Source organism: Ralstonia edaphi (assembly GCF_958350185.1).
Classification (GTDB): domain Bacteria; phylum Pseudomonadota; class Gammaproteobacteria; order Burkholderiales; family Burkholderiaceae; genus Ralstonia; species Ralstonia edaphi.
Genome location: NZ_CATWHI010000004.1, coordinates 532,885 through 558,349, shown reverse-complemented (window position 1 = coordinate 558,349; position 25,465 = coordinate 532,885). Strand labels below are relative to the sequence as shown.

Here is a 25,465-nt window from a genome sequence, read left to right as displayed (position 1 = left end):
AATGATAACGATTCGCAACAGCAACAAATTGTCGCAGTATCTCCAAAAAGTTCCCGAAAACGCACACGAAAAAGCAATCTAACGATCGCTTTTGCTTCGATTTAGCTGACAAGGCAAGCTTGTCGCGTCGGAATATTTATGACGGGGCGATCGAACAGCGTTAAAGCGTACCTATTTCTGCGCGCCGTCTGATGGCGCTGGAGGGTGCGCGGCATCGTCGCCCGTGTCCTCGCGATTGCGCGCCAGCGCACGCGCATACACGGACGGCGCGCCCGCTGCATGGGCCGTCACATAGCCGGTAATGCAGGCCAGCATGAGCGGCAGCACCACTTGGTACGACAGCGTCATCTCGAAGATCATCAGGATCGACATGAGCGGCGCGTGCGTGGTGGCGGCCAGCAGCGCGCCCATGCCAACCACCGCGTAACTGACCGGCACCGGCGCCGCATCCGGCAGCAGCGCGTGCATGCCTGTGCCATACAGCAAACCTAATGCGGCGCCGCAGAACAGCGTGGGCGTAAACACACCGCCGACGGCGCCCGACCCTGCGCTCGACGCCGTCGCCACCACCTTGCAGATCAGCACCAGCGCCACCGTCTGCCACAGCCACGGCTCGTGCAGGAACGCGTTGACCACGCTGTAGCCGTTACCCCAGACCTCGGGCACGCCCGTGGAAAGCGCACCGACGATCAACCCGCCGGCAGCCAACCGCAACGTGAGCGGCAGCTTGGTGCGTGCAAACGCATCGCGCGCGCGGTCGATCAAACCGAGCAGCAGCGGCCCCGCCATCCCCGCGGCCAGACCCAGGCCCAGATACGTCAGCACTTCCCAGCCGGAAACGAAATCGAAGTGGGGCATCTCGTAGACGGCCCCGTAGCCGAAGAATTGGCGCACGACGATATCGGCGGTGACCGCCGCCACGAGCAGCGGCCCGAGCGTCGCCGTGGTGATGACACCAAACACGATTTCGCAGACGAACACGGCGCCCGAGATGGGCGCGTTGTAGGCAGACGTGATACCGGCAGCCGCACCGCATGCGACCAGCAGGCGCAATTGCTCGACGGGCACGGCGGTCCAGTGCCGCAGCACACGGCCGACCAGCGAGCCGCACATTGCGGCCAGCTGCACCATCGGCCCTTCGCGCCCGATCGATGCGCCGCTGGCCACCGAGCACAACGACGACGCGCTGCGTACCAGACTCTGCCGCGCGCTGAGCACGCCATCGCCCACGGCAATGGCCTCCATATAGTCTTCGGAGCCTTTTCGCGGAATCCACTTGAGGCCCACCTGCAAGGTGATGCCGGCCAGCAGTCCACCCACCGTCGGCACCAGCAGGCGCGCCCACCACGGCAGCGCCCGCGCCGTGGCCACCAAACCTTGGTCCGTACCCGAAAGCCACCATTGCAGTTGACGCAGGCATTCGCGAAACAGGATCGTCGACAAGGCGCCCGCGCAGCCGATGACCCCGGCAATCACGAACACCAGATGCTCGCGACCAAACGGCAGTCGGGCAATCGCGCGCCGCCACCATGGCTGGCGCGGCACATCAGGTTGAGGCGGCGGCGTGTCGGTCATGTCGATTCGCGCAAGGACAGGTCGACATGATAGCGACGGCGCCGCGGCCGTTTTAAGTCGATGTCGCGACCACGGCGTCTGGCAACCACGCCTGCGGTGTGTCTGCGCTGCGACGATTCGGGCCCCACGTAATGACGCGCGCCTGCACGAGGTTTTCGATCACGAAAGGGTCGCGCGCGACGATGGCGTCGATCTCTTCACGGGATTCGGCACGCGCAAGGATCCCGCCGCCCTCACGCGGGAAGAACGGCCCCGACATCAGGAAGTGGCCGCTCGCATAGTGGGCGTCCAGATGCTCGCGGTGCGCAGGCAGCACACGATCAAGTGCTTCGAGCGGTGCGGTGTAGTTGAAAAGAATCAGGTACAGCATGCGATGGCTCCTTATGGGATGAGGTAACACCTTCGAAACGCGAGACCCGGCAGCGTGAAACAACCACGCTCAGTGTCCCGCAGAAATGGGTACGCTTTGCGCGGAAACCCTTTCGCCGCGCGGGGCTCTCAAGGGCGCAAGAGCAACGCCCCGACGGTCTGTCCGGCCTCCAGCGCGGTGTGTGCGGCAGCGGCGTCTTCGAGTGCATAGGTACCGCCAACCGGCACGCGCACACCATCGAGCATGCGTTGCAGCGCGGCCTGCGCACCGGTCCGATAGTTCGACAGATCGGCCATGTATCGGATGACCCCCGGCCGCGCCAACGCAATGGATCGCGATGGCCCGAGCGCTGCAAGATCGACGGCATTTGTCTGGGCGTTGCTGACATCGCCCGCCTGACCGATGCTCGCCACCATGCCGAAGGGCCGCGTCACCGCTAGCGAGGTCTGCAGCATGGCACCGCCGATGCCGTCGATCACGTAGTCGACGCCTTCCCCGCCGGTGAGCTGGAGCACGGCTTCGCGCACATCTTGCTGGCGATGCAGCACGACGTGGTCCGCGCCGTGGCCGATGGCGATGGCGGCCTTGGCTTCGCTGCCCACCGTGCCGATCACGCGCGCCCCCTGACGTTTGGCCCACTGCACCAGCAACGCGCCCAGGCCACCGGCCGCTGCATGCACCAGCAGCGTATCGCCGGCGCGCACCTGCCGTACCCGCGTCAGCAGCATATGCGCGGTGATGCCGCGGACCAACGTGGCTGCCACGGTTTCGTCATCCAGCGCATCAGGCAAGGCAATCGCCCGCTCCGCGGGGATGTTGCGGTGGCTGGCGTAGCCGCCGGGCGCGCCGTTCATCAGGCCAGCCCAGGCCACGCGCTGGCCCACCACAAAGCCGCGCACATCCGGACCCAAAGCTTCCACGACGCCGACGCCTTCCACTCCAAGCACCGCCGGAAACGCCGCCACTGGATACAAGCCAGTACGGTGATACACGTCGACAAAGTTCACGCCGATGGCCGTGTGCCGCACCGTCAACGCGTTCGGCGCGGGTGGCGGCAACATCAGGTTGGCGGGCTGCAAACCCAATGCCGGTCCGGGTTCACGGAGTTGGATCACCTTGGCATACATGGCAAAAGTCCTCGCAGAAATGGGTACGCTTTCCGGTTTTGGTGTCGACGGGTACTGCGTTCGTCACGTTGTGAAACAAGCGTAATCCGTTCAGAATCACCCGGGAATTCACAAAAACCGATCAGCTTCTGTGCAAAAAAGCCCGGGTCGGCCAAAAAATGCGCGTGCCTTGGCGCGTGCGGCAGCGGCCGAACCTTCTTCTTCGTTGCAGTGGGATGACGTGCGCTACTTTCTCGTGCTCGCGCGCGAGGGCAGCCTGTCGGCTGCTGCGCGGCGACTGGCGGTGGAACACACCACGGTGGCGCGGCGCGCAGACGCACTGGAGCAATCGCTGGGCGTGCGCCTGTTCGACCGCCTGCCGCGCGGCTGGCGCCTGACCGCCGAAGGCAACGCGCTGGCCGAGCGCGCTGAACGCATGGAGCAGGAAGCGGCCGGCTTTGCTCGTGCCGCAGCAGGCGCGGGCAGTTTGCGCGGGACGGTTCGCATCTCGGCGCCGCCCACGGTGGCCAGCCACATCATCGCGCCCAACCTGGCGACGCTGCGCCGTCAATGGCCGGGCATCGACCTCGTGCTGCTGGGTGAAAAACGCAACGCCAACCTGATGGCGCACGAAGCCGACCTGGCAGTGCGCTTGTCGCGCCCAACCTCATCGGCCCTGGCGACACGGCCGCTGGGCGACCTCGGCTACGGTCTGTACGCCACCGCGGAAGTGCTCGCACGCCCAGAATCCGAATGGGAATTCATCGGCTACGACGAAAACCTGCGTCACGTGCCGCAGCAGCGCTGGCTGGACAACTACGCAGGCGAACGTCGCGTGGTTTTACGCTGCAGCGATCTGGCCGCGATGCACCAGGCGGCGCTGGCCGGACTGGGTGTCGCGGCGCTGCCGCACCTGCTCGGCGCGCCCGCAGAAACGGGTACGCTTTTACGCCGATTGCCCGTCGATGACCCGGCGTTGCATCGAGAAATCTGGTTGGTGATCCATCCCGACGTTCGACGATCACCGCGCGTGCGGGCCGTAGCCGACGCATTGATCGCGCTGTTCGAGGCACAGCGACACGTTTTGGCGGGGATTTGAACGTACGCAGAAACGGGTACGCTTTTGGATGAAAATGAACCGCAAACCCAATGGATATGCGGTTCTTGCACCTCGGCAATATTGCATGCCGAGGCGCATTCGAAACACTCAGCCGCCCAGGTAGGCTTCGAGCACGCGCGGATTGCCCAACAGGTTTTTGCCGCTGTCGGCCAGCACGATCTCGCCGGTTTCCAATACGTAGCCGTGTTGCGCGATCTTCAGCGCCTGGCGCACGTTCTGCTCGACCAGGAAAATCGTCAGGCCCTCGGCATTGATGGTGCGCAGGATGCGGAAGATCTCCTGCACGATGATCGGCGCGAGGCCCATCGACGGTTCATCCAACAGCAGCACGCGCGGGCGCGCCATCAGCGCGCGGCCGATGGCCAGCATCTGCTGCTCGCCGCCCGACAGGTTGCCGGCCAGACCGTCGATGCGCTCCTTCAGGCGTGGGAACAGGTGGAATACGCGCTCCAGGTCGGAGGCGATCTGGCCCTTGTCCTTGCGCGTATAGGCGCCCAGCTCCAGGTTTTCGCGCACGGTCATCGTGGTGAGCGTGGCGCGCCCTTCGGCCACCTGCACGATGCCGCGTTCCACACGCTTGTGGGCAGACCACTGCGTAACGTCTTCGCCTTCGAACAGGATCTGGCCGCGCACATCACCCTGCGACTTCGGGATCAAGCCCGAAAGCGCCAGCAGCGTGGTCGATTTGCCCGCACCGTTTGCGCCCACCAGCGAGGTGATCTCGCCGGCCTTCAACGCAAAGTCGATGCCCTTCACGGCTGCGATGTGCCCGTACGACACGTCCAGCCCTTTGACTTCCAGCAACGTGGTCATGCCGTCTCCTTCTGCGCGGCATTGCCGTTCGCGTCATCGTCGTCATCGCGGCCCAGGTACGCCTCGATGACTTGCGGATCGTTGCGGATGGCCTCGGGCGGCCCTTCAGCGATGATGCGGCCGAAGTTCAGCACCGCAATGCGCTCGCACAGGCCCATCACAAAGCGCATGTCGTGCTCGATCATGAAGATCGTGTAGCCGCGCGCCTTGATGTTTTCGATCTCGGCCATCAGGTCGACCTTCTCACCGGTGTTCATGCCGGCGACGGGCTCGTCGAGCAGCAGCAGCTTGGGCTCGGTCGCCAGGGCACGCGCCAGTTCGAGCTTGCGCTGGTCGCCGTACGAGAGGTTGTCGGCAATGTCATGCGCCTTGTGGTCGAGCTTCACCCACGAGAGCAGCTCGAGCGCACGGTCGCGCGCACGGCGCTCGGCCGCACGGTACTTGGGCAGCGACAGCAGCAGGCCCGGCGCGCCGTAATCCAGATGCCGGTGCATGCCCACCACGACGTTCTCCAGCAGCGTCATCTCCTTGAAGATGCGGATGTTCTGGAACGTGCGTGCGATGCCCATCTGCGTGATCTCGTGCGGCTTCTTGCCGACCAGGTTTTCGCCGTTGAACGTGAGCGAGCCGCCGGTGGGCGCCAGCAGGCCCGTGATCAGATTGAACACCGTCGTCTTGCCGGCGCCGTTCGGGCCGATCAAGCCAAAGATGCTGCCTTGCGGCACTTCAATGTTGACGTCCTGCAAGACCGACAGGCCGCCAAAGCGCTTGGAAATGGAGGTGAGTTTCAGCATGGCGGCCTCAGTGCGATTCATTGGAAGCAGCCGGGGAGTTGCCCGTGCCAGGCATGGTGCTGCCGCGCTTGATGCCGAACCAGCGCGCGAAACGCGACGGGTCCCAGATGCCCTTGGGCAGGAACAGCACGATCACCATCAGGATCACGCCGTTGACGACCAGGCGGAAATCCTTGAACGCACGCAGCAACTCCGGCAGCAGCGACAGGATCAGGCTGCCGAGCACCGGGCCCGTCAGGCCATTCGTGCCGCCCAGGATCGTCATCGTCAGAATTTCGACGCCGCGGTCGAAGCCGAATTCGTTCGGGCCGATGAAGAACGTCAGATGCGCATTCAGTGCACCAGCCAACCCGGCGATGGCCGCACCCAGCGTGAACGCCAGCAGCTTGGTGCCGGCCACGTTGATGCCCATGAGGCCCGCAGCGGTTTCGTCTTCCTTGATGGCCTCGAATGCGCGGCCCACCTTCGAGCGACGCATGCGCGCCAGCACGAACAGCGTCGCCAACACGGCCACCGCCACATGCCACCACTCGGTCAATTGCGGAATGCCGTTCAGGCCCAGCGCGCCGCCGGTCCAGTTCTCGGTGTTCAGGATCAGCACGCGCACGACCTCACCGAAACCCAGCGTGGCCATGGCCAGATACACGCCCGAAAGACGCAGCGTCGGCCGCCCGATGACCACGGCCACCACGGCCGGCGCCGCCATACCGCCGAGCAGCGCAACGGAAAACGGCATCTCGGCGTTCATCGTCAACAGCGCCGCCGTGTAGGCGCCAATGCCCATGAAGGCCGCATTTGCCATCGCCAGCAGACCGCACGACAGCGTCAGGTAAATGGACAGCGCCAGCAGCGCATTGATGCCGAGCGTCAGCACCAGGTTGCTGTAGACCGACCAGAAGTTGTCGAACCATTCCATGTCGGTCTCCTTATGCCTTGCGTTCCAGCACCTTGCCGAACAGCCCTTGCGGCCGCACCAGCAGGATCAGGAACAGCAGACCGAACGCCACCGCGTCGCGCATGGTCGAGCCGATGTAGGCCACCGACAGCACTTCGGCAAAGCCGAGGAACAGCCCGCCGAGCATCGCGCCGCGAATATCGCCCAGGCCGCCGAGGATGATGACCGCGATGCCCTTGTGCAGCATCGGCTGACCCATCAACGGGAAGACCGCGTTGGAGTACAGGCCGATCAGCACGCCCGACAAGCCGCCCAGCGCAGCGGCGGCAAACGAGGTCAGCAGGAACAGGCCTTCGACATTGATGCCCAGCAGCGCGGCGGCTTTCGGCGACTCCGCGATCGCGCGCAGCGCGCGGCCGAGTTGCGTACGCTTGAGCAGCAGCATGAGCGCGGCCATCAGCGCGAACGACAGCACGATGATGCTCAGCTCCAGCGGGGTGAGGTGGATGCCGCCCAGGTCCAGCGAGGCATCCGAGACGAGCCCGGCCGGGAAGCGCAGGTTTTCCGCCCCGAACACGCCCTGCATGGCGTTGTTGATGGCGATGCCCGCGCCGATGGTGGCAATCATCGGAATCAGGTGCGGCGCGTTGCGGCGGCGCAGCGGGCGCAGCAGCAACACATCGATGATGAGACCGGCGACGCCGCTCACGACAAAGCCCACGGCCAGTGCCGCCCACAGCGGCAGCTCGAAATGGAGAACGACCTGCAGCGCCGCATAGGCACCGAGCATGAAGACCGCGCCGTGCGACAGGTTGATCACGCCCAGGATGCCGAAAACCAGCGTGAACCCCAGGGCGAACAACGCATACACGCACCCGAGCGACAGCGCATTGACGAGTTGCTGTTCCAGCATGATGAATCAGAGTGAGGTGCGGCCGAACGTGACCGAAGCAGTCACGACGCAGCCACAAAAAAAGCGATGGGGCGTAGGTTTAGCTACGCCCCGCCTGTCTCGTTCAAAGGGTTTCAACGAGAACCGAAGATTACTTCTCGATCGTGTACTTGCCGTTCTTGGTCACGCTCACGATCGGCGTCTGCACGGCATCGTAGCCGGCCGGCTTGCCACGTGCGGTGACCTGACGGAAGGCAAACGCGCCCGTCGCGCCGGTGTGCTTGACTGCCGGCAATGCATCGCGGATCGCCTTGCGGTCGGCTTCGAGGTTGCCGCTGAACTTGACCGTCTTCAGCGCCTTGCTCGCGATGTACATGGCGTCATACGCCTGCGCCGCAAACTGGTCCGGCGCTGCCTTGTACTTGGCGGTGTAGGCAGTGATGAACTTGCTGTTCTCGGGCGTGTGGTTCTCGATCGACCACGGGCTGCCCACCCACAGGTTGTCGGACTTGTCCTTAGCGAGATCGAACACCTTGACCGAGTTCATGCCGTTGCCGCCGATGACCGGCACATTCAGGCCAAGCTGGCGCGCCTGCACCATGATCGGACCGCCTTCGGCAATCAGCGCCGACAGCACGATCGCATCCGGATTCGTCGCCTTGATCTTGGTGAGCTGGGCCTTGAAGTCCACGTCGCCCTTGGCGAAGGTCTCCGTCGTCGTGACCGGAATCTTCAGGTCTTCGAGGGCCTTCTTGAAGTTGTCGTAGCCGCTCTTGGTGAAGACGTCGTCGTTGCCGTACAGCACGGCAACCTTCTTCACGCCGGCCTTCTTCACAACGGTCTGGATGGTGGCCGGCAGCACATCGGCTTCGGTCACGGAATTGCGGAAGACGAAATCGCCGATGCTGGTGATGCCGTCTGCGGTGTTGGAGGTGCCGAAGGCCACCGTCTTGGCAGCCTGCGCGATCGGGTCAGCCGCCTGGGCCGAGTTGGACAGCGTGGGGCCGAACACCATGGCCACCTTGTCCTGGAAGATCAGCTTCTTGAAGACGTTGATGGCCTCTTCCTTCTTGCCCTGCTCGTCTTCGATCACCAGCGCGATCTTGCTGCCGTTGATGCCGCCTGCAGCGTTGATCTCATCAGCCGCCAGCTGGAAGCCGTTGCGGATGGCCACGCCGTATTGGGCTGCACCGCCCGACAGCGCTTCTGCCACACCGATCTTGATGTCCTGGGCCGCGAATGTCGTGCCCGTTGCGATTGCCGCCCCCGCAGCCACTGCCGTCAACAGCAGCCGTTTGATCATTTTTTGCATGCGAACCTGCTCCTTGTTTGTCCGTCGCGATTACTTGAATGCGATGCGTCTCGAAGATGCGCTGGCCCAACACCGTCGCTCCCCCGCATGCGCCCTGCATCGCGTCCGGACGCTCGCCTGCCGGTTTCGCGCCACGCATGACCACGTTGGCGAAATAGCGGAAGACCTGCCGGGCGAGCGATGCCGGATCGGGCATGCGCGCACCGGAAGTGCGTCGGAGTGTGAAGCGAAGGCGCCATGGGTGCAGCGCTCTTGTGCGACGCGCCGGGGTGGCCGGCGCGTGCAGTCAGTCGCGGGACTTTACCGGAAAGCGCACGACCGTGCGATAGGGGATTGTCCGCCGCCCGGCCTGGGGGGCCGATATTGCGGCGCAATATTGCCTGCGCAATACCGATGGATCGGCGCGGAGCGTACCCGTTTCTGCGTGCCGTGCGGCGCTGCGAAATCAGCCCGCCGACAGTTCGTCGGCGCTGACAAACAGGCCCTTGCCGCGCGATTTGGCTTCATACAGCGCCTCATCGGCGGCTTCGAAGACGGCGCTCTGCGCCAACGTGCGCGCGTCGAAAGTCGCGATCCCGATGCTCGCACCGACCTGCACCATCGCCTCGCGCAAGCGAAACGGCTTGTTGCATGCGGCAAGGATGTTGGTGGCGACAGTCTTCGCGTCGTCCGGATGCGACAGATGTTCGAGGATGACGGCGAACTCGTCACCGCCAAAACGTGCAACGCCGTCGTACGGCCGCACGGCGCGTGCCAGGCGTTGCGCGAAGGTCCGCAGCAGCGCATCGCCAACGGCATGTCCGTGCGTGTCGTTGACGACCTTGAAGCCGTCGAGGTCGACCAGCAGCAGCGCGCCGGTGGATCCGTTCACGCGCGCTTGGTCGAGGGCCGCCAGCAAACGCTCTTCAAAGCCGGCTCGGTTGGCCAGGCCGGTGAGGTGGTCGGTGGTCGTCAGCGCGCGCAGGCGCAGCTCCTGCTTCTTGCGCTCCGTGATGTCGAGCGTGACCGAATGCACACCGGCCACGCGGCCTTGCGCGTCGAACTGCGGAAGGTAGCTGACCTCTTCGGCACGGTACAGATCGCGCCCGCGAAGTTCGCGCTCGAAGACCATCGTCTCGCCGCCCAGCGCGCGCCGCAACGCATCACGAAGAATGCTGTAAGCATCGTCACCCACGACTTCACGCAGCGTCTGTCCGAGCATGCTGGCGGCTGAGCGTCCGTACGCCTTCTCGTAGGCGGCATTCAGGAAGCGGAAGCGCTCGTCGGTGTCGATGAAGGCCACCAGCGCAGGCAGCGCATCCGTCACGGTCTGCAGCGTTTCGCGGCTGCGCTGCAGCGCTTCCTTGGCCGCCCTGTCCTGCGTGATGTCGCGCATGACGGACGAGAAGTACTCCATATGCCCGGCAGGATCGCGGTGCGCGATGATCATGTGGTTGATCGGCACAACCTGACCTTCGGCCCCACGCACAGTGGTTTCGCCAATCCATACACCATCGCGCGCGGCTGCGGGCACGGCCACCTCGCGCAGCCAGCCCATCGTCTCTGGCGGGTAGAAATCGGCAACGGTCAGGCCTTGGAGATTGGCGTCCAGCGGGATCCCAGCGAAGCGGCGGCCGGCCGGATTCATGTAGGTGACGTTGCCCTGGATGTCGCTCTGCGCGACAAAGTCGGTGGTGGAGTCGAGGATCTTGGTCAGCACGCGCGACGCCTGTTGGGCCCGCGCCCGCACGGTGATGTCTTCCATGACCCCAACGTGGCCGACTACCTCGTCGTCCACCCGCACGGGTGCCGTGGTGACGACCAGCAACCGCTCGCCGATGCCCGGCACGATCACGCGCTGCTCGGCGCTGTAGCCGGCGCCGCGCGCGAGGGCGTCGCGCCAACCGGCCATGGTGGCATCGCGGTCGTCCGGATGCAGGCGCGCAAGCCACACGTCGGCCAGCGCCTCCTCGGGCGTGGCGCCGAGCAGGCGGCGATACGCCTCGTTGGTATAGACGGTCCGGCCGTCCGCATCCGAACGGAACAACCCCAGCGGCGAGGCATCGTTCACCGCTTCCAGTTCGGCGCGCTGGCGGACGACCTCGCCCATCAGCTTGTGGAACGCTGTCGACACCGCATCGATTTCCGCCGAGGCACCGCCCAGTTCAAGCGGCGGCGCATTGCGCAAGTCCGTGGCAGAGAGCTGCGTCATGGCGGCGTGCAGCCGGCCAAGCGGGCGCAGCAGCCACAGCATCGCCGCCCACACCGATCCGCCGATCAGCGCCGCGAGCACCAGGAGCGACCAGCGGAAGCGCTGGCGCATGAGGAAGAGCTGCCGGTTGGCCTCGGCGCCGGGCAACACGGCAGCGAGCGTCCAGCCGGCCGCGATGATGTCTTGCGTGGTGACCACGTCGCCGCCGCGCTCGGGCAGCGCATCGGGATCCGCGCGGAAGGCCGAGGCTGCCGCCGGATCGGCGTCAAGCGGCGCGAGCGTCTTGTCGGCCTCGGGGTGAACGATATAGACCGGGTTCTCACCTCGCGTGGCCAGGTAGACATGGCCCGTCTGGCCTACGCGCATGTCGCGCAGGTCGCCCAGAAAGTTCGGCTTGAGCAGGTACAGCGAGGCGCCGATCAGCCCCACGAGATTGCCGTCCTGGTCATGCACAGGCGCCGCCATGATGACGATGGGCTCACCACCCACGCGGTTGCGCAGCGGCGCGGAGATGGTCGGCTGGTCGACCACCAGGACTTGCCGGAAGTAGTCCCGATCCGAAATGTCGATGCCGACCACGCTTGCGCGGCGCGTCGAGGTCGTTGTCACCTTGCCGTCGGCCGAGGCCAGGAACACGCCGTCGAACAGGCCGCTGGCCGGCTGGATGGACTGGTAGAACGCGGCTTCCTGCGCGGGCGTGTCGAACCGCACGCTGCGCATCTGCTGGGCAGTGCGTTCGAGCACGCCCAGATAGGTGTCCAGCCGCTGTTTGAGATCTTCCGCCGATTGCTTGACCAGGGCCGCCTGCTGCACCTTGATCTGCGCCATCACCTCGCGGCGGATGGGCTCGCGTTGCGACCAGCCGAACACGCTCACCACCGCCACGCTGATGACGGTCGCCATGATGGCCGCCTGCGACTTCAGGGTCAGTTTCATCGGACCGTCGGCTGGCACCGGCACCCCTCGCGGCCGGTGTCTTGCTGTAGTGGGAGGGCAGCCACCATAGTGCTATGCCCGCCCGTCATTGTCGAGCCGCCGCGGCGCTAGCGGCGGCCGCAGACGTAGGCAGCAGAGCGCGCCGCGAGCGTACCGGAGCGGATGCGCATCCAGTGCGCGCCTGCCGCGGTATCGGTATCGAGGGTGGCGCCGTCGGGGCCGCGCACCACGTAGTCCACCAGGCGGATGCGATGGCGATGGCAGTCAATCTCCTGGCGCGAAAGAATCACCGTGCCGGGCCGGTAGTGCGCCCCGTGGGCGCGGCGTTCGCTGCGCTTGAGCACGGTGCGCGCCAGAAAGGTCTTGTGGCCGGTACGGCTCGAGCGCAGCGACGTGCGGTCGATGGATGCCGCGACGGACGTCGTCGTCAGGTATTGGTGCCAACGTTCGGCCTGGGCAGGCACCGCCACGCCGAAGGCGCCAGCGCCGACAGCGCATATCCAGATCCACCGCCACAGCATGCGTTTCACGACCGTCCGTCCTGCCATATCAAGAAGCCAAGAAGCGGCACTGGTGCCGCAGCCACATATTGTAACAATCGGCCCGCAAGACTTGCGCCTGAGCGCTCAGGTAGCATGCCGCCAACTCGATCGCACCGACTTCCACATCCGCCATGCCCACCGTCGCTCCGTCTGCCCTCGTTGCCCACGCCATCGCAGCCTTGCTCATTGCAAGCGTGCCCGTTGTGGCGTGGTTTTGGCTGCGGCGGCGCTTTGACCTGGCGTGGCGTGATATCGGTGTGGGCGCTGCGGTGTTTGTCGTGTTTGCGCTGGTCCTGGAGCGCACGCTGCACCTGTATCTGCTGCAACTCAATCCGACGACGGCGCATTGGCTGCGCATGCCTGCGCTGTTCGTCATCTACGGCGCGCTGATGGCTGGCTTGTTCGAAGAAAGCGGCCGCTGGCTCGGCCTGCGCTTTCTCGTGCGCACGCCCGGCGACGCCGCCACACCGGTCGCGTACGCGCTCGGGCACGCTGGCATCGAGGCCTGGCTGGTCGGTGCGGCATCGCAGGCGCAGATGGTGATGTTCGGCATTGCCGCCAATCGGGGCGAGCTGGAGTCGCGTCTCGCCGCCAGCGGCGCCGAAGCCATGGCCGGGACGATTCACGCCATGCTCGCGCAGCTTTCGCCGTGGCTCGCGCTCGGTGCGATCAGCGAACGCGTTGCGGCGATGCTGATCCAGTTCACGCTCACGCTGGTGGTGTGGCACGCGGTGCGCCAGCGGCGTTTTGTGATTGTCGTGCTGGCGGTCCTGCTGCATGCGCTGGCGGACCTGCCGGCTGCGCTGTACCAGGTGCATGTGCTGCCCCTGGCCGTGACCGAAGCGATCTACGCGGTGGCGGCCGTGCTGCTGGCAGCAACGTGCTGGCCGCCACAGGGCGGCCGCAAGATCGGCGAATCTTCGCTGCGCTAACTGCTGCGGAACCGGTCCGGCTCGATGCCGTGCCGGTTGAGCTTGTCGTACAGCGTCTTGCGCGGCACGGCGAGCAAATCCGCCGCGCGGGCAACGTTGCCCTCTGTCGCGCGCAGCGCTTCTTCGATGGTGGCGCGTTCGACTGCCATCATGCGTCCGGCCAGGGAATGCTGGCTCGCTTCGGACACCACCAGGCCATCGTCCAACCCGAGGCAAAAACGCTCGGCCACGTTCTTCAGTTCACGCACGTTGCCGGGCCAGTCGTGATGCTGCCAGCGCATCATGTCCTGGGCAGACCAATCAGGCGCGGGGCGCTCGTAACGCACCGCAGCCTGCTGCAGAAAATGCGCCATCAGCAGCGGAATGTCTTCGGCACGCTGACGCAGCGCCGGCAGCGCAATCGACACCACATTCAAGCGGTAATACAGGTCCGCACGGAACTGGCCGTGATCGGATGCCTCCTTCAAATCGACCTTCGCAGCGGCGACCACTCGGCAGTTGACCGGCACGCTGGCGTTGCTGCCCAGCCGTTCGATGCTGCGTTCCTGCAGCGCGCGCAGCAGCTTGGCCTGCAGTGCCAGCGGCATCGATTCAATTTCATCCAGAAACAGCGTGCCGCCATCCGCGTATTCCATCTTGCCGATGCGGCGGCGGTTGGCCCCCGTGAAAGCGCCGGCTTCGTGGCCGAACATCTCGCTCTCGAACACGGATTCGGGCAAGGCCGCGCAGTTGAGTGCCACGAACGGGCCGCGACGTCGGCTGCCTTCGTGAATGGCGCGCGCGAGCACCTCCTTGCCCGAGCCGGTCTCGCCCGTGACGAGGATGTCTGCATCGGTCGGTGCCAGTGCGGTGACGAGCCGGCGCACGTTCTGCATGACGGCGCTCTGGCCGATCAACGGGTACGCCTGCCGGCCCTGCAGCGCTTCGCGCAGACGCAGGTTTTCGGACGTGAGCCGGCGTTTTTCCAACGCGCGCCGCACCACGTCGACGAGGCGCTCGGAGTGGAACGGCTTCTCCATGAAGTCGTAGGCGCCGGCGCGCATGGCAGCCACCGCCATCGTCACATCGCCATGACCGGTGATGAGGATGACCGGCAACTGGCGGTCGTGCTGCAGCATCTCGCGCAGCACGGCCAGGCCGTCGCGGCCAGGCAGGCGCACGTCGGTGACGACTACGGCCGGCGTTTGCGTGGCGAGTGCGGCCAGGGCGCTTTCGGCATCGGCAAAGGACTGCACCGGCACATCGGCCAGCGAGAGGGCCTGCTCGCAGCCAAGCCGCACGACGTCATCGTCTTCGATCAGGAAGACGGGCGCGTGGTCGATAGGAGAAGGGTCCGGCGTGCCGTGTTCAGTCATGTGGGTTTCACAACGCGTTCAAGCTCGATGATGAATTCTGCGCCCGGCGTGCCGTCGCGGGCATTGCGACCTTCGAGCCGGCCGCCAAAGTCTTCGATGATCGCCAGCGAAATCGCCAGCCCGAGCCCTAGGCCCTGACCATCGTCCTTGGTGGTGAAGAACGGCTCAAACAGACGCGGCAGCACATCGGCGGGAATGCCCGGGCCGAAGTCGCGCACGGTGATGCGTACCCATTTCTCGATGGGCTCGACACTCACGCGCACGATCGCCGATTCGGCTGCGGGCGCCTCGGCGGTGGCGTCGATGGCGTTGCGGATCAGGTTGACGAGCACTTGCTCGAGCCGCACGGCATTGGCCCAGACCGCAAGATCCGTCGGCAGCGAGTCCGTCATTACCGTTACGCCGGCCTGGCGGCGACGCGTCTCGATCAGCATCAGCGCCTGGCGGATGGCTTCGTCCACCGACACCGCTGCGCGCGCCGCATCGCCCTTGCGCGAGAACGCCTTGATGTGTGAAACGATGCGGCCCATGCGTTCGGCAAGCTGGCTGATGTGCGTGAGGTTGCCGCGCACCTCGTCGATGCGGCCGCGCTCGGCAAGCTGGTTGGCGTTGTCGGACAGCGTGGTGAGCGCGGTGAGCGGCTGGTTGAGTTCGTGCGTGATGCCGGCGGCCATCTGGCCAAGCACGGCGAGCTTGCCGGCCTGCACGGCGGCATCGCGCGTTTCGCGCAGGATGCGTTGCGCAGCGTCGAGCGCCTCGACCTTGCCGGCGAGCGCCGTGTTGGCCGACGTCAACTCGGCAGTGCGCTGGGCAATGCGCGCTTCCAGGTCGCGCTGGACTTCGCGCAGCGCGGCGCGCGCACGGTGCTGCTCTTCGCGCCGGCGCTGGCGCAAACGCAAAGCGACGAGCACGGCGAAGATGAGCGCCATCGCAAACGCGGCGCTCGCCCCGGCCACGAGCGCAGTGCGCTGCTCGTCGCGCGGGTCGATCAGCACGGCGACCTGCCAGCCGAGCAGGCCCACCGGGCGGTACTGCACACGCAGTGTCGATACCGATTTTCCGGGCAACGCCACGCGCACAGTCTGCGGCGGTTCGTCCGCAGAAAAGGGTACGCTCGCGCCTTGCCCGTCGTTCATGCCGAGCGGCGTGAGGATGTGCGGCGCGTATTGGCGCGTCGCATCGAGTGCGGCGCGCTGGTCCGCGTTCAAGGTGCCGAGCGTGCGGTATTTCCATTCGGGTACGGACGACAGGAAGATCACCCCGTGGCGATCCACCAGCAGCACCGTATCGCCGCTGCGCGACAACGTCGCCTCGAACGCATCGAGGTTGACCTTGACCACCACCACGCCGATCGGCGTGTTGCCTTCGCGCACGGGCGCGGCAACGAAATAGCCGGTCTCGCCCGTGGTGTTGCCGACGCCGTAGAAGCGACCGAGCCCTTCGCGCATGGCTTCGACAAAGTACGGGCGGAATGCGTAGTTCTGGCCGACGAACGAGGTCGGCAAGTCCCAGTTGCTGGCGGCAATCGTGAGACCCGTCTTATTGATCAGGTGAGCGGCGGCCAGATCGGTGGCCGCCTGGACTTCTTTCAGATAGGCGTTGGCTGCACGGCGCGGAACGGCGTCGCTGGCCTCGGGGTTCTCCAGAAGCGCGACGTGCAGCACGTGCTCCAACGCAGCCAGCCTCGGCAACGATTCATAGCGCGCCAGCGTGCTGCGCAGATTCTGCGCGTAGAAGGTCGTGCGCTGGCCGGCCTCTTCGGCACGGGTGGCAACGTAGCGCTGCAGGGCGATGGCGTAAGCGCCCCACCCCGCCGCCGCGCAGCACGCCGCCATGGCCAGTGCGACGGCCACGCGCCACCCTCGCCCGCGTGCGGGTGGGGCAAGGTCGGCGTGGCCGTCGGTTAGCGACATGGGTCAATGTTCGATGCGGGAATGCTCGCGAGTATCGCGCATGAACACGTACACCAACAGCGACAGGAAGATGGCCCCTGTCACATACCAGTAGAACAGCGACTCATGACCCGCCTGCTTGAGCCACAGCGCGATGTACTCAGCCGTGCCGCCAAAGATCGACACCGTAAGCGCATACGGCAGACCCACGCCCAGCGCACGGACCTCCGCGGGGAACAGCTCGGCCTTCACCACCGCGTTGATCGACGTGTAGCCCGAGACGATCACCAGCGCGGCCATGATCAGGAAGAACGCCGTCCACACGTTGGTGGTCTGGCTGATGCCGGTCATGATCGGCACGGTGAACAGCGTACCCAGCACGCCAAACGCAATCAGGATCGGACGGCGGCCGATGCGGTCAGACAACCCGCCCACGATCGGCTGCAACATGGCGAAGAGCAGCAGCGTGGCGCCGGACACCAGCGTCGCCTGGTCCTTCGACAGACCCACCGTGTTCGCCAGGAACTTCTGCATGTAGATCGAGTACGTGTAGAACGCCACCGTACCGCCCATCGTCAGGCCCACGACCGTCGCAACGGCGCGTGGATGTTTGGCGAGCTCCGACAGCGTACCGCGCTTCTTGTTGGCTTTCGCTGCGGTAAAGGACTGCGTTTCCTCCATGTGCGAGCGCATCGCCATCGCCACCAGCGCACACAGCGCGCCGATGAAGAACGGAATGCGCCAGCCCCACGCCTCAAGCTGCGCCGGCGACAGCACGAACTGCTGCAGCACGATCAGCAGCGCCAGCGCCGTCAGTTGGCCGGCGATGAGCGTGACGTACTGGAAGCTCGAATAGAAGCCGCGGTTTTCCTTGTTGGCGACTTCGCTCAGATACGTGGCGGAGGTGCCGTATTCCCCGCCAACCGACAGCCCCTGCAGCAGCCGCGCCAGCACAAGCAACGCCGGGGCCGCCACGCCGATCGTCGCGTAGCTCGGGGTGAGCGCAATGATCAGCGAGCCCGCGCACATGAGCACCACCGAGAAGAACAGCGCGCGCTTGCGGCCGTATCGATCGGCATAGATGCCCATCAGCCAGCCGCCCACCGGACGCGCCAGGAAGCCCACCGCAAACACCGCCGCCGTGTTGAGCAGCTGCGCGGTCTGGTCACCCTTGGGGAAGAACGATTTGGCAAAGTACAGCGCAAACGCCGAGTAGACGTACCAGTCGTACCACTCGACCAGGTTGCCGATCGAACCGGAGAAGATGGATCGCAGACGACGGCGAACATCTGCGGGAGTGTCTTTGGTGGGGGCCTGCGCGGGCGAAAAGTCGCCCGTGACCGCGCCAGCCTGAGGCTGCGTCATGGTGTCTCCTTGGAGCGTTGGCGGCGGCCTTTGCTGGTGACATGTCGGCACACTTGGCTGCGTGCGCGACGTCCGAGCGGTCCGCCGGTTTATGGGTGGTCGCTCTTACTCAAGAAGCATTCCATGCGAAATGCACAGGCGCCGATCCGCCGCAAATGCCCATGACACAAGGCTTTGCGGGAAATCGATGGAACGGCGGGAGGCAGGGGAAGTGTGCGGTTTCTCAGAATCGGCCGGGGCGACCTGTGCGGAAACCCGCACGACCGATTCTGAGAAAGGGAGAGGCGAGGCTCAGGCGGCCACGCTCAGTGGAATGGTGTCGCGAACCAACGAATCCATCTCGGCAGAAGCATCCTGATGTGTTTGGGCCAGGCCCAGGCGGTCATGCAGGTACGCCTCAAAGTCAGCACGCACTTCCGGATGGCGCAGGGCAAACTCGACGGTCGCCTGCAGGTAACCGAACTTGCTGCCGCAATCGAAACGCTGACCACGGTAGCGATAAGCCAGGATCTGCTCTTCGGCCAGCAGGCTCTGGATGGCATCCGTCAATTGCAGCTCGCCGCCGGCGCCCGGCTTCAGATTGCGCAGGTGATCGAAGATGCGCGGTGTCAGGATGTAGCGGCCGACCACGCCCAGGTTGGACGGTGCGTCCTTCGGCGCCGGCTTCTCGACGATGCCGTCGAGCTTGACGAGGCGATCATCCCATTCGCGGCCGGCCACCACGCCGTACGAACGCGAAGCTTCCGGCGCAATCGTTTCGACGCCCACGATGGAGCAGCGGTAGTGATCATAAAGCTCCGTCATCTGCTGCATGACGGGCGGCTGGTTATCCAGCAGGTCATCGGCCAGGATCACGGCGAAGGGTTCGTCGCGTACCAGTTTCTGCGCGCACAGCACCGCGTGACCAAGGCCCAGCGTCTCCGGCTGGCGCACGTAAAAGCACTCGACGCCGGACGGCTTGATCGACTGCACCATCTCCAGCAACGCCTGCTTGTTCTTGGCGGCCAGCTCAGTTTCAAGTTCGTACGCCTTGTCGAAATGATCTTCGATCGCCCGCTTGGCGCGGCCCGTGATGAAGATCATCTCCGTGATACCCGCGGCGGCAGCCTCTTCCACCGCATATTGGATCAGCGGCTTATCGACGATCGGCAGCATCTCTTTCGGGCTGGCCTTGGTGGCTGGTAGGAAACGTGTACCGAGCCCCGCCACGGGAAACACGGCCTTGGTGATCTTCTCGTTCATGACAGCTCCATTGGTGAGACGTAGCGTCATGAGCAAGTCATATGCCAGCACAAAGCCAAGGGGGTCGACCCTTTGATGGAGCGCCATCTGGGGTGCCCTCCGTATTGTCACGGCGACCGTCTTGGCGTTTTTCCTACAACCGGTTGCAACTCCGTCGCCGCGACTTTCAGCGCCGAAAGTTGAAAAGCGTACCCAATTCTGCGTACTGGTCGCGCCGCCTGTGTGCACGCCGGAACGGTCGGCATCCGCTGACGGCGTCTTCAGGAATTCAGGAATTCAGGAGGATGGCTTGACCCAGCCGCGGGAGACCGGCGTGGTGCGCTCGGGCGCGCGCCGGTAGGCGTCAATCTGCGCGTTCAGTTGCGCGACCTCAGCTTCGAGGGTGCGGATGCGCTGCCGGAGTTGATCGGCTTCGTTTTGCGTCTGCTGGCGCACCGCGTCGTTCTGCAGGCGGAGAAAGCGCTCCGTACCGGCCAGCGCGTTCGCCGCGCCCTCAAGCCGGGACACCGTTTCCATGGTCTGTTCCAGGCGCTCGAGGGTCGCGTCGGTCAACTTTGGAGGCACAGCAGGCGCAGTCGCTAGCGCCTCGCCAAGACGGCGCTCCAGGTCCGCCATCGCGGCCTGCAATTGCCGGTTGCGCGCGGCCTCATGTTCCAGCGCGCGCTCCGCCACTTCGGCCCGAATGCGCGCTTCCATCCACTCGGCGCCCGCCCCCGGCGCGCCAATCGCACGCGAGGCGATACGGTTGCGCTCCTCACCCGGCGAAAGCGTACCCGTTTCTGCGTGCGCCGACGGGATCGGCCACGGTTCAACGGCATCCGCGACAACGCCGCTTGCCGCAGTCCCACGCCCCTGCGCTCGATCGACTGCCTTTTGCAGCGTCGTATTGCTCGGACGTCGGCGCACTCCAGCGTCCGCCAACCACTGCACGTAGCGCCGAACGCCATAAACACGGCGCGTCACGGTGTGAACGGCTTCGATCACCTCATCCAGGAACACTGCGTTGTCGTGCGGGAAGGCGATATCCAGCCTCCGGATCGCTTCGACGATCCGCTGTTGCTGTTCAGGCGAGAAATAGAGACCGGGGCGTGCCATAGGGGCTGTGGAATGTCCTTATAGTGTACAGAAAGGGTTAGAAACCTCAATATCTCCAGTGTAGCGTTCATTATTTTTTATTTATTCGATTTTTGTTGCAGTCGCATTCCGAGCCGTTGAGTCCCGTCCCAAACACCGAATCTGCCTGTTTCGGCGCACGTTTGCCGCCGACGGCAGCCGTGTTGGACGCACAACCAAGCAAATCGGATACGCAGAAACGGGTACGCAAAGCAAGGCGAGGACGTTTGAGCAACGCGGAATCGACGCAAAAAAAAGCGCCCTATCGGGCGCTCTTGGCAGGTAGAACGGGGGCCAGACTACAGCAGCGCAACGTCTAGGCCAAATCGGCTTTTCAGTGCCTCGACCAGCGATTCCCGCGCGCCACGATCTGCCAGCTTCACATCGAGCATCACGCGGCCGGAATCCCACTCCTTGATTGTGCCGAGAAGATCACCTTCAGCGCTTCGAATTTTGTACTGCCGGCTGACTTCCTTGACCTTGCGGGTACGCCCCTCCTGAGCCACCTTGCGGATCTGTTCGACGTCGCGGCTGGAGAGCCCTTCTTCCAGCACACGATGCACCAGCTCCCGTGTGCGGTCTTCGCCGGCGCTCTTGAAGTACAACGTCAACTCATATCCGGTCGCGATACCGATGCCCGCCGGCCGCTCCTTCATCACTTCGAGGACAGACTCCGGCAACTTCAACAGCGCCAGGGTCTTGTTGACCGTTCCCGCAGAGACGCCGGTAATTTCACAAATATCTTCTTCTTTTTTTACTTTTCCTTCGTCAAGTAGCTGCCGCCAGGCGATGGCATTGTCCAGCACCGATTGGCCGGAACGCTGCTCGTTCAAGACGAACGACAGACGGTAGAAATCGATATCTGAGAGCCCGTCTTCGATGAAGCAGTCCATCTCGGCCTTCCCAGCGGCAGCCAAGGCACGCTTGCGGTAGTGGCCATCGATCAGGACATACCAGCCGGGCCGTGCCGGGTCTGGTGCCGCCAACCCAGGCGTCTGCTGACCATGCGTAGCGATGGATGCGGCCCGCTCCTGGACGATCTGCGGATCGTAAATGCGGCGGGCATTGAGCGGATTTTCCTGCAGTCGGTCCAGCGGGACCTTGATAACGCGCCGTTCGGAACTATTCGCAGGCGTGGGACTTTCAGCGCTGAAAGCGGAGGCGGAAGCCGGTTGGCCGAGCAGCCCGCGGGGGTGCGACGTAATCGCTTTCTCTGCCAAAGCAAAACGATCGACCGGTATTGCCTTGGTCTTCTCTGCGGCAATGCCGGCCAGCATGCCGTCTTTGAGCGATTTCAACTTCGCGCTCATACACGTTCCTCCTGCAACAACTGCAACACCTCGTCGATCAAGATGTCGACTTCACTGATGGCTTCCCGGGCGCCCGACACGCCGTGCACCGTCGCTCCAATCGCCTGGCACTCACGAAACGCAGAGCGCGAGCCGATCATGGAATCCATCAAAGGAATATCTCCATCATCACCAAGAATCTCAATTGCTTGTTTAGCGAGCGAGACGCGTCGCTGAACCATATTCGCGAGCACACGAATACGGAGCGTTTCGTTCGTCACCTGAGCCTGCTGAGCGAGAGCCTTGGCAGCGACCGCAGCCCACAGATCGGGCGGGGACGGCACGACAGGGATCAAGGCAATGTCGGAGATCAGTAGCGCGCTCGATGACGACGGCGAGTGAACCGCCGGAGGGCAATCGACCACGATGTAGTCGTAGTCCGCCACAAACTTGCGGACCTCGCGGTGCATGGCACCGCCAGACGGTGCCAAACCGATCACAGAGGCAGGAAAGGGCTTGTCTTCCGGTGCTTGAGCGGCCCATCGCGTGGCCGTGCCCTGCTCGTCCATATCGACGAGCAGCGTTTTGCTTCCCCGCAAACCAAGGGTTCCGGCGATGTGCATGCTGACCGTCGTCTTGCCGCAGCCGCCTTTCTGATTGAATACCGTTACGATCTTGGCGCTCACTGGCCCTCCACTTTCAGCGCTGAAAGTCAGCAGCGCTCATCTTAGGGAAGACCGACAAAAAACACAAGATCGATAAAATTCAATTCATATAAATTTCACCGATGGGCCTCATCGCGGGCACGCCAAAGGCCGGAAAAGACTGGGTTTTCAATTCACCTAAATTGAGATCTAAATGCGGTCTTTAGCGCATAACGATAGGCGTTCAGCCTTGTATTTACGAGCTTCCTAGGTGTTTACCAGTGAGGTGCATAAAAGCGACATTTGGGAAAAATGCCGCCCATCGACACTCTGCTCCAAACTGGTTATGATGCTTAGACAGTCGTCTGAAGACTTTGTCTACGCAAGATTCGGAATCAGCCGGTTCTTCGTGCGATGTCCGGATCGGCTGGACGACGTGTTTTTTGTTTTTTAAAGGAATTTTTGCATGGCCACGGGTACTGTCAAATGGTTTAACGAAACCAAAGGCTTCGGCTTCATCACTCCGGACGGCGGCGGCGCAGATCTGTTCGCGCACTTCTCCGAAATTCAGGGTTCGGGCTTCAAGACCCTGAAGGACGGCCAGAAGGTCACCTTCGAGGTGAAGCAAGGCCCGAAGGGTCTGCAAGCCTCGGCGATCAAGCCGGAATAAGTTTCGGGCTGATCGCCTGAGATGAGAAAAGGGGAGCATCTGCTCCCCTTTCTTTTTTGCCCGACGCTTTCGCTTGATTTCAGGCCAGCTTCCGTACACTGGTACGCGAGGGCTGCAGAATCAGCGCCTTGGAAGAGTCTGCGTCCACCTTCGCGTCCGGATAGACGACCAGTACGTCCTTCAGCGCCTTGCGGAACAACGCGCGGAATTTCCGCTCGCTTTCGGTTTCAGTTCCGAACTGCATCTGCAGCGCTTCCCAGGGGATCTCTGTACGCTTTTGGATCGTGAAGAAGCGGTATGTAAGCCAGGAATACACATCCAGCGCGAACGGCGATTGTTTGAGTGCTTTCAATGCGCGCATATCCACCGGCACCGGCCGATTTACAAGTTCGTTGAAGAACGGTTCGGACAGCACCACGAAGCTCTCGAACATCGAGCCCTGGCCCGGCTGCATCGGATCCCACCAGGTCGACAGCTGGTCCGCCAGCAAGTAACCAATGCGATCGATCGAGAGCGGCTCCTGGTTCTGATTCTGGCTGCTCGGCGCCGACTTGTTCTGCACGATGGCGATCGTGGCCGAGAACAGGCGAATCATCTGCTGGCGCACCAGCGTCATGGTGCCCCGCTTGCCGCCCGTGGCCATCGGGATGCCCAGGTTGTACATGAACTCGGACAACGAGTTGCCCAGCGAAATGCGCCGGTCTTCCACTGTGCCCTGGAATTCGCCGCGCTTCTTCTTCGCCATGATCTCCTTGCCGATCCAGGCGAGCATCAGGCGCGGATACGAACCATACGGATAGCCGAAAGAGACCGTCTCCGAAACGATGCGCTGGCGCCCATTGCTGGCCCGCTCCGAACGCTGCTGCGTGAAGTAGCCCGGCTGGATCATCAACGAAATGTTGCCGCTGGAGCGTGTCCAGACCGGCGGCGCGCCCTTGGGAGCACGATAGGGGAGCGTGACCTGGACGCTGGCGCGGCTGAGGAAGCCGACCTCGCCGCTTTGCCAGGCGTCTTCGCGTTCCATCGCCTGCGCTTCATCGAACAGGCGCTGAAACTTCTCCGGCGCGGCAATGACTTGCCCTCCCGAGGGGACGATGATGCGGCCGGACGCATTGTCGTCCGGTTTCCCATTGGGTGTGAGGCGTTTGGTGACCATGGTGGGCAAGAATTGTTCAGAGCCTTTGTACTAAAACGCCTTCGCCTTGTCACGCAGAATTGGGTACGTTTTCTTATTTTTGCTCGTTGTCGCGGGAAGGGCATCGGTGGGCAACCGTCAAGGTTGTCCACGGAAGACCTTTCCTCACTACAAGCCATATATACCTTCTACGTTTACTACAGGTAAACCGTATACGCGGCCCGCAAAGCCTTGCCGGTATTAGGTTCAGGGGGGTAAACCGAACCAGATTCTGCGACTGCCCGAACCAGATTCTGCGCGATGGCGTACCCGCTTCTGCGCGAAACCGTACCCGCTTCTGCGCATTGGGCGTACCGGAATCTGCGGGGATAACATCATGTTGTCCACAGTGTTATCCACAGAAAACAGAGGCTGGGCAGCGTGATCCGGGCTGTTTTTGTCTGTGCGTACCCGTTTCTGCGGCCGATTCGGCGTTCTTTTGGCAAGCCCTCGACCTGACAGCTGGAGATGCGTACCCGTTTCTGCGGGGATATGGGTTGGGTCGGCGCGATCACCGTACCCAAATCTGCGCGTGTACGGATCGCTGTGATTTTTCGAGTCCGGTCTGTTAAACGCTTCCTATGAAAGCGAGCACACGCTCTACACAGTGTGGCTGCGTTACGTGCGTACCCGTTTCTGCGCGGCGGTTCTCGGGCAGACGTGATCGCGCACCATCGAACGTTTTGTCCTGATGCTCGAATTCCGAACTTTCATCGCTGAAACCTTCGGGGAAGGGCGCGGTTTGCTGATACCTCCCGGCTCCGGCCGCTGGCCACCGTACCTGTTTCTGCGGGTAAAAAGCCTTATTGGCCAAAGGCTTGGCGTGACGCCTTGCAAACCAGGCGTACCTGTTTCTGCGAAAGCCCGCGCAGAAACAGGTACGCCCGATTCGGGCCCCACTCGCAGAAACAGGTTCGCTTTGAGACAGAGGTGACGCGCGAGCATGCGCAGAAACGGGTACGGTTTCGCCCTTCATGGCCCGCAGAAACGGGTACGCATCTGCGTTGTGGTTGCGCATGCCGTCCTTTGGAGATGTACGTACCCGTTTCTGCGGAGCCACGCGCAGAAATGGGTACGTCAATCGCTACGTACGCCGCGTGGCATCTGGTTTTCGCAGAAACGGGTACGGTTTATGGAAGATCCGGGCAGCCTTCGCCGCCGACGTGGCGAGTCTTGTCCCGTGGGTGCACACGTCATGCGTTTCGGGCATCATGCGCATCCCGCGCGCTGGCCCGACCCTATG

The 25,465-nt window shown here is 63.7% G+C and carries 21 protein-coding genes; 3 read left to right on the top strand and 18 right to left on the bottom strand.

Annotated elements, in window-relative coordinates:
• Positions 1-171: 171 nt before the first annotated feature.
• From R2669_RS17395 to R2669_RS17385, 3 genes are all read right to left on the bottom strand, one after another.
• A complete protein-coding gene (locus tag R2669_RS17395; RefSeq protein ID WP_316901455.1) occupies positions 172-1,575 on the bottom strand; it encodes a ClcB-like voltage-gated chloride channel protein in 1,404 nt (467 codons plus the stop codon).
• Positions 1,576-1,627: 52 nt separating this feature from the next.
• Complete coding sequence (locus R2669_RS17390) at positions 1,628-1,945, bottom strand: YciI family protein (protein ID WP_147214900.1); 318 nt, start codon at positions 1,943-1,945, stop codon at positions 1,628-1,630.
• 128 nt (positions 1,946-2,073) lie between these two features.
• Positions 2,074-3,072: a quinone oxidoreductase family protein gene (locus tag R2669_RS17385; RefSeq protein WP_316901453.1), complete on the bottom strand. Its 999-nt coding sequence runs from the start codon at positions 3,070-3,072 to the stop codon at positions 2,074-2,076.
• 205 nt (positions 3,073-3,277) lie between these two features.
• Between R2669_RS17385 and R2669_RS17380 the strand changes: the two genes are divergently transcribed.
• On the top strand, positions 3,278-4,150 hold the full coding sequence (locus R2669_RS17380) for a LysR family transcriptional regulator (protein ID WP_316875710.1): 873 nt from the start codon (positions 3,278-3,280) through the stop codon (positions 4,148-4,150).
• 108 nt (positions 4,151-4,258) lie between these two features.
• Here R2669_RS17380 and R2669_RS17375 read toward each other — a convergent pair whose 3' ends face one another.
• From R2669_RS17375 to R2669_RS17345, 7 genes are all read right to left on the bottom strand, one after another.
• The gene (locus R2669_RS17375; RefSeq protein ID WP_004632384.1) at positions 4,259-4,984 is read right to left on the bottom strand and encodes an ABC transporter ATP-binding protein; all 726 of its coding nucleotides are present in this window, start codon (positions 4,982-4,984) and stop codon (positions 4,259-4,261) included.
• Complete coding sequence (locus tag R2669_RS17370; RefSeq protein WP_147214905.1) at positions 4,981-5,778, bottom strand: ABC transporter ATP-binding protein; 798 nt, start codon at positions 5,776-5,778, stop codon at positions 4,981-4,983. The genes R2669_RS17375 and R2669_RS17370 overlap by 4 nt, the downstream gene beginning before the upstream one ends.
• 7 nt (positions 5,779-5,785) lie before the next feature.
• Entirely contained in the window at positions 5,786-6,694 is a 909-nt protein-coding gene (locus R2669_RS17365) for a branched-chain amino acid ABC transporter permease (protein ID WP_316901452.1), read from the bottom strand.
• A gap of 10 nt (positions 6,695-6,704) precedes the next feature.
• On the bottom strand, positions 6,705-7,586 hold the full coding sequence (locus R2669_RS17360) for a branched-chain amino acid ABC transporter permease (protein WP_009240220.1): 882 nt from the start codon (positions 7,584-7,586) through the stop codon (positions 6,705-6,707).
• Positions 7,587-7,716: 130 nt separating this feature from the next.
• Positions 7,717-8,877 carry an ABC transporter substrate-binding protein gene (locus R2669_RS17355; RefSeq protein WP_316875713.1) on the bottom strand — a complete coding sequence of 387 codons (1,161 nt, stop codon included), beginning with the start codon at positions 8,875-8,877 and terminating at the stop codon, positions 7,717-7,719.
• A 445-nt stretch (positions 8,878-9,322) separates the two neighbouring features.
• Positions 9,323-12,004, bottom strand: coding sequence for a diguanylate cyclase domain-containing protein (locus R2669_RS17350; RefSeq protein WP_316901450.1), 2,682 nt, complete (start codon positions 12,002-12,004; stop codon positions 9,323-9,325).
• A gap of 107 nt (positions 12,005-12,111) precedes the next feature.
• Complete coding sequence (locus R2669_RS17345; RefSeq protein ID WP_316901449.1) at positions 12,112-12,552, bottom strand: surface-adhesin E family protein; 441 nt, start codon at positions 12,550-12,552, stop codon at positions 12,112-12,114.
• Between the two features lie 125 nt (positions 12,553-12,677).
• Here R2669_RS17345 and R2669_RS17340 point away from each other — a divergent pair, with 125 nt between their 5' ends.
• Positions 12,678-13,478: a YhfC family intramembrane metalloprotease gene (locus R2669_RS17340; RefSeq protein ID WP_147214914.1), complete on the top strand. Its 801-nt coding sequence runs from the start codon at positions 12,678-12,680 to the stop codon at positions 13,476-13,478.
• Here the strand turns inward: R2669_RS17340 and R2669_RS17335 are convergent.
• The 7 genes from R2669_RS17335 to R2669_RS17305 form a co-directional block, all read right to left on the bottom strand.
• On the bottom strand, positions 13,475-14,833 hold the full coding sequence (locus R2669_RS17335) for a sigma-54-dependent transcriptional regulator (protein ID WP_316875719.1): 1,359 nt from the start codon (positions 14,831-14,833) through the stop codon (positions 13,475-13,477). The genes R2669_RS17340 and R2669_RS17335 overlap by 4 nt on opposite strands.
• Complete coding sequence (locus R2669_RS17330) at positions 14,830-16,746, bottom strand: sensor histidine kinase (RefSeq protein WP_316901448.1); 1,917 nt, start codon at positions 16,744-16,746, stop codon at positions 14,830-14,832. The genes R2669_RS17335 and R2669_RS17330 overlap by 4 nt, the downstream gene beginning before the upstream one ends.
• A gap of 3 nt (positions 16,747-16,749) precedes the next feature.
• A complete protein-coding gene (locus R2669_RS17325; protein ID WP_147214917.1) occupies positions 16,750-18,090 on the bottom strand; it encodes an MFS transporter in 1,341 nt (446 codons plus the stop codon).
• Between the two features lie 291 nt (positions 18,091-18,381).
• Positions 18,382-19,332 carry a UTP--glucose-1-phosphate uridylyltransferase GalU gene (galU, locus tag R2669_RS17320; RefSeq protein WP_316875723.1) on the bottom strand — a complete coding sequence of 317 codons (951 nt, stop codon included), beginning with the start codon at positions 19,330-19,332 and terminating at the stop codon, positions 18,382-18,384.
• A 276-nt stretch (positions 19,333-19,608) separates the two neighbouring features.
• Complete coding sequence (locus R2669_RS17315; RefSeq protein ID WP_147214921.1) at positions 19,609-20,427, bottom strand: DNA-binding protein; 819 nt, start codon at positions 20,425-20,427, stop codon at positions 19,609-19,611.
• 317 nt (positions 20,428-20,744) lie between these two features.
• The gene (locus R2669_RS17310; protein WP_316901447.1) at positions 20,745-21,755 is read right to left on the bottom strand and encodes a ParB/RepB/Spo0J family partition protein; all 1,011 of its coding nucleotides are present in this window, start codon (positions 21,753-21,755) and stop codon (positions 20,745-20,747) included.
• The gene (locus R2669_RS17305) at positions 21,752-22,420 is read right to left on the bottom strand and encodes a ParA family protein (RefSeq protein ID WP_316668838.1); all 669 of its coding nucleotides are present in this window, start codon (positions 22,418-22,420) and stop codon (positions 21,752-21,754) included. Before R2669_RS17305 ends, R2669_RS17310 begins: the two co-directional genes overlap by 4 nt.
• A 424-nt stretch (positions 22,421-22,844) precedes the next feature.
• Between R2669_RS17305 and R2669_RS17300 the strand changes: the two genes are divergently transcribed.
• Entirely contained in the window at positions 22,845-23,048 is a 204-nt protein-coding gene (locus tag R2669_RS17300; RefSeq protein ID WP_004632415.1) for a cold-shock protein, read from the top strand.
• Positions 23,049-23,127: 79 nt separating this feature from the next.
• Here the strand turns inward: R2669_RS17300 and R2669_RS17295 are convergent, their stop codons facing one another.
• Positions 23,128-24,204: a replication protein RepA gene (locus R2669_RS17295; protein WP_147214927.1), complete on the bottom strand. Its 1,077-nt coding sequence runs from the start codon at positions 24,202-24,204 to the stop codon at positions 23,128-23,130.
• Between the last annotated feature and the right edge of the window lie 1,261 nt (positions 24,205-25,465).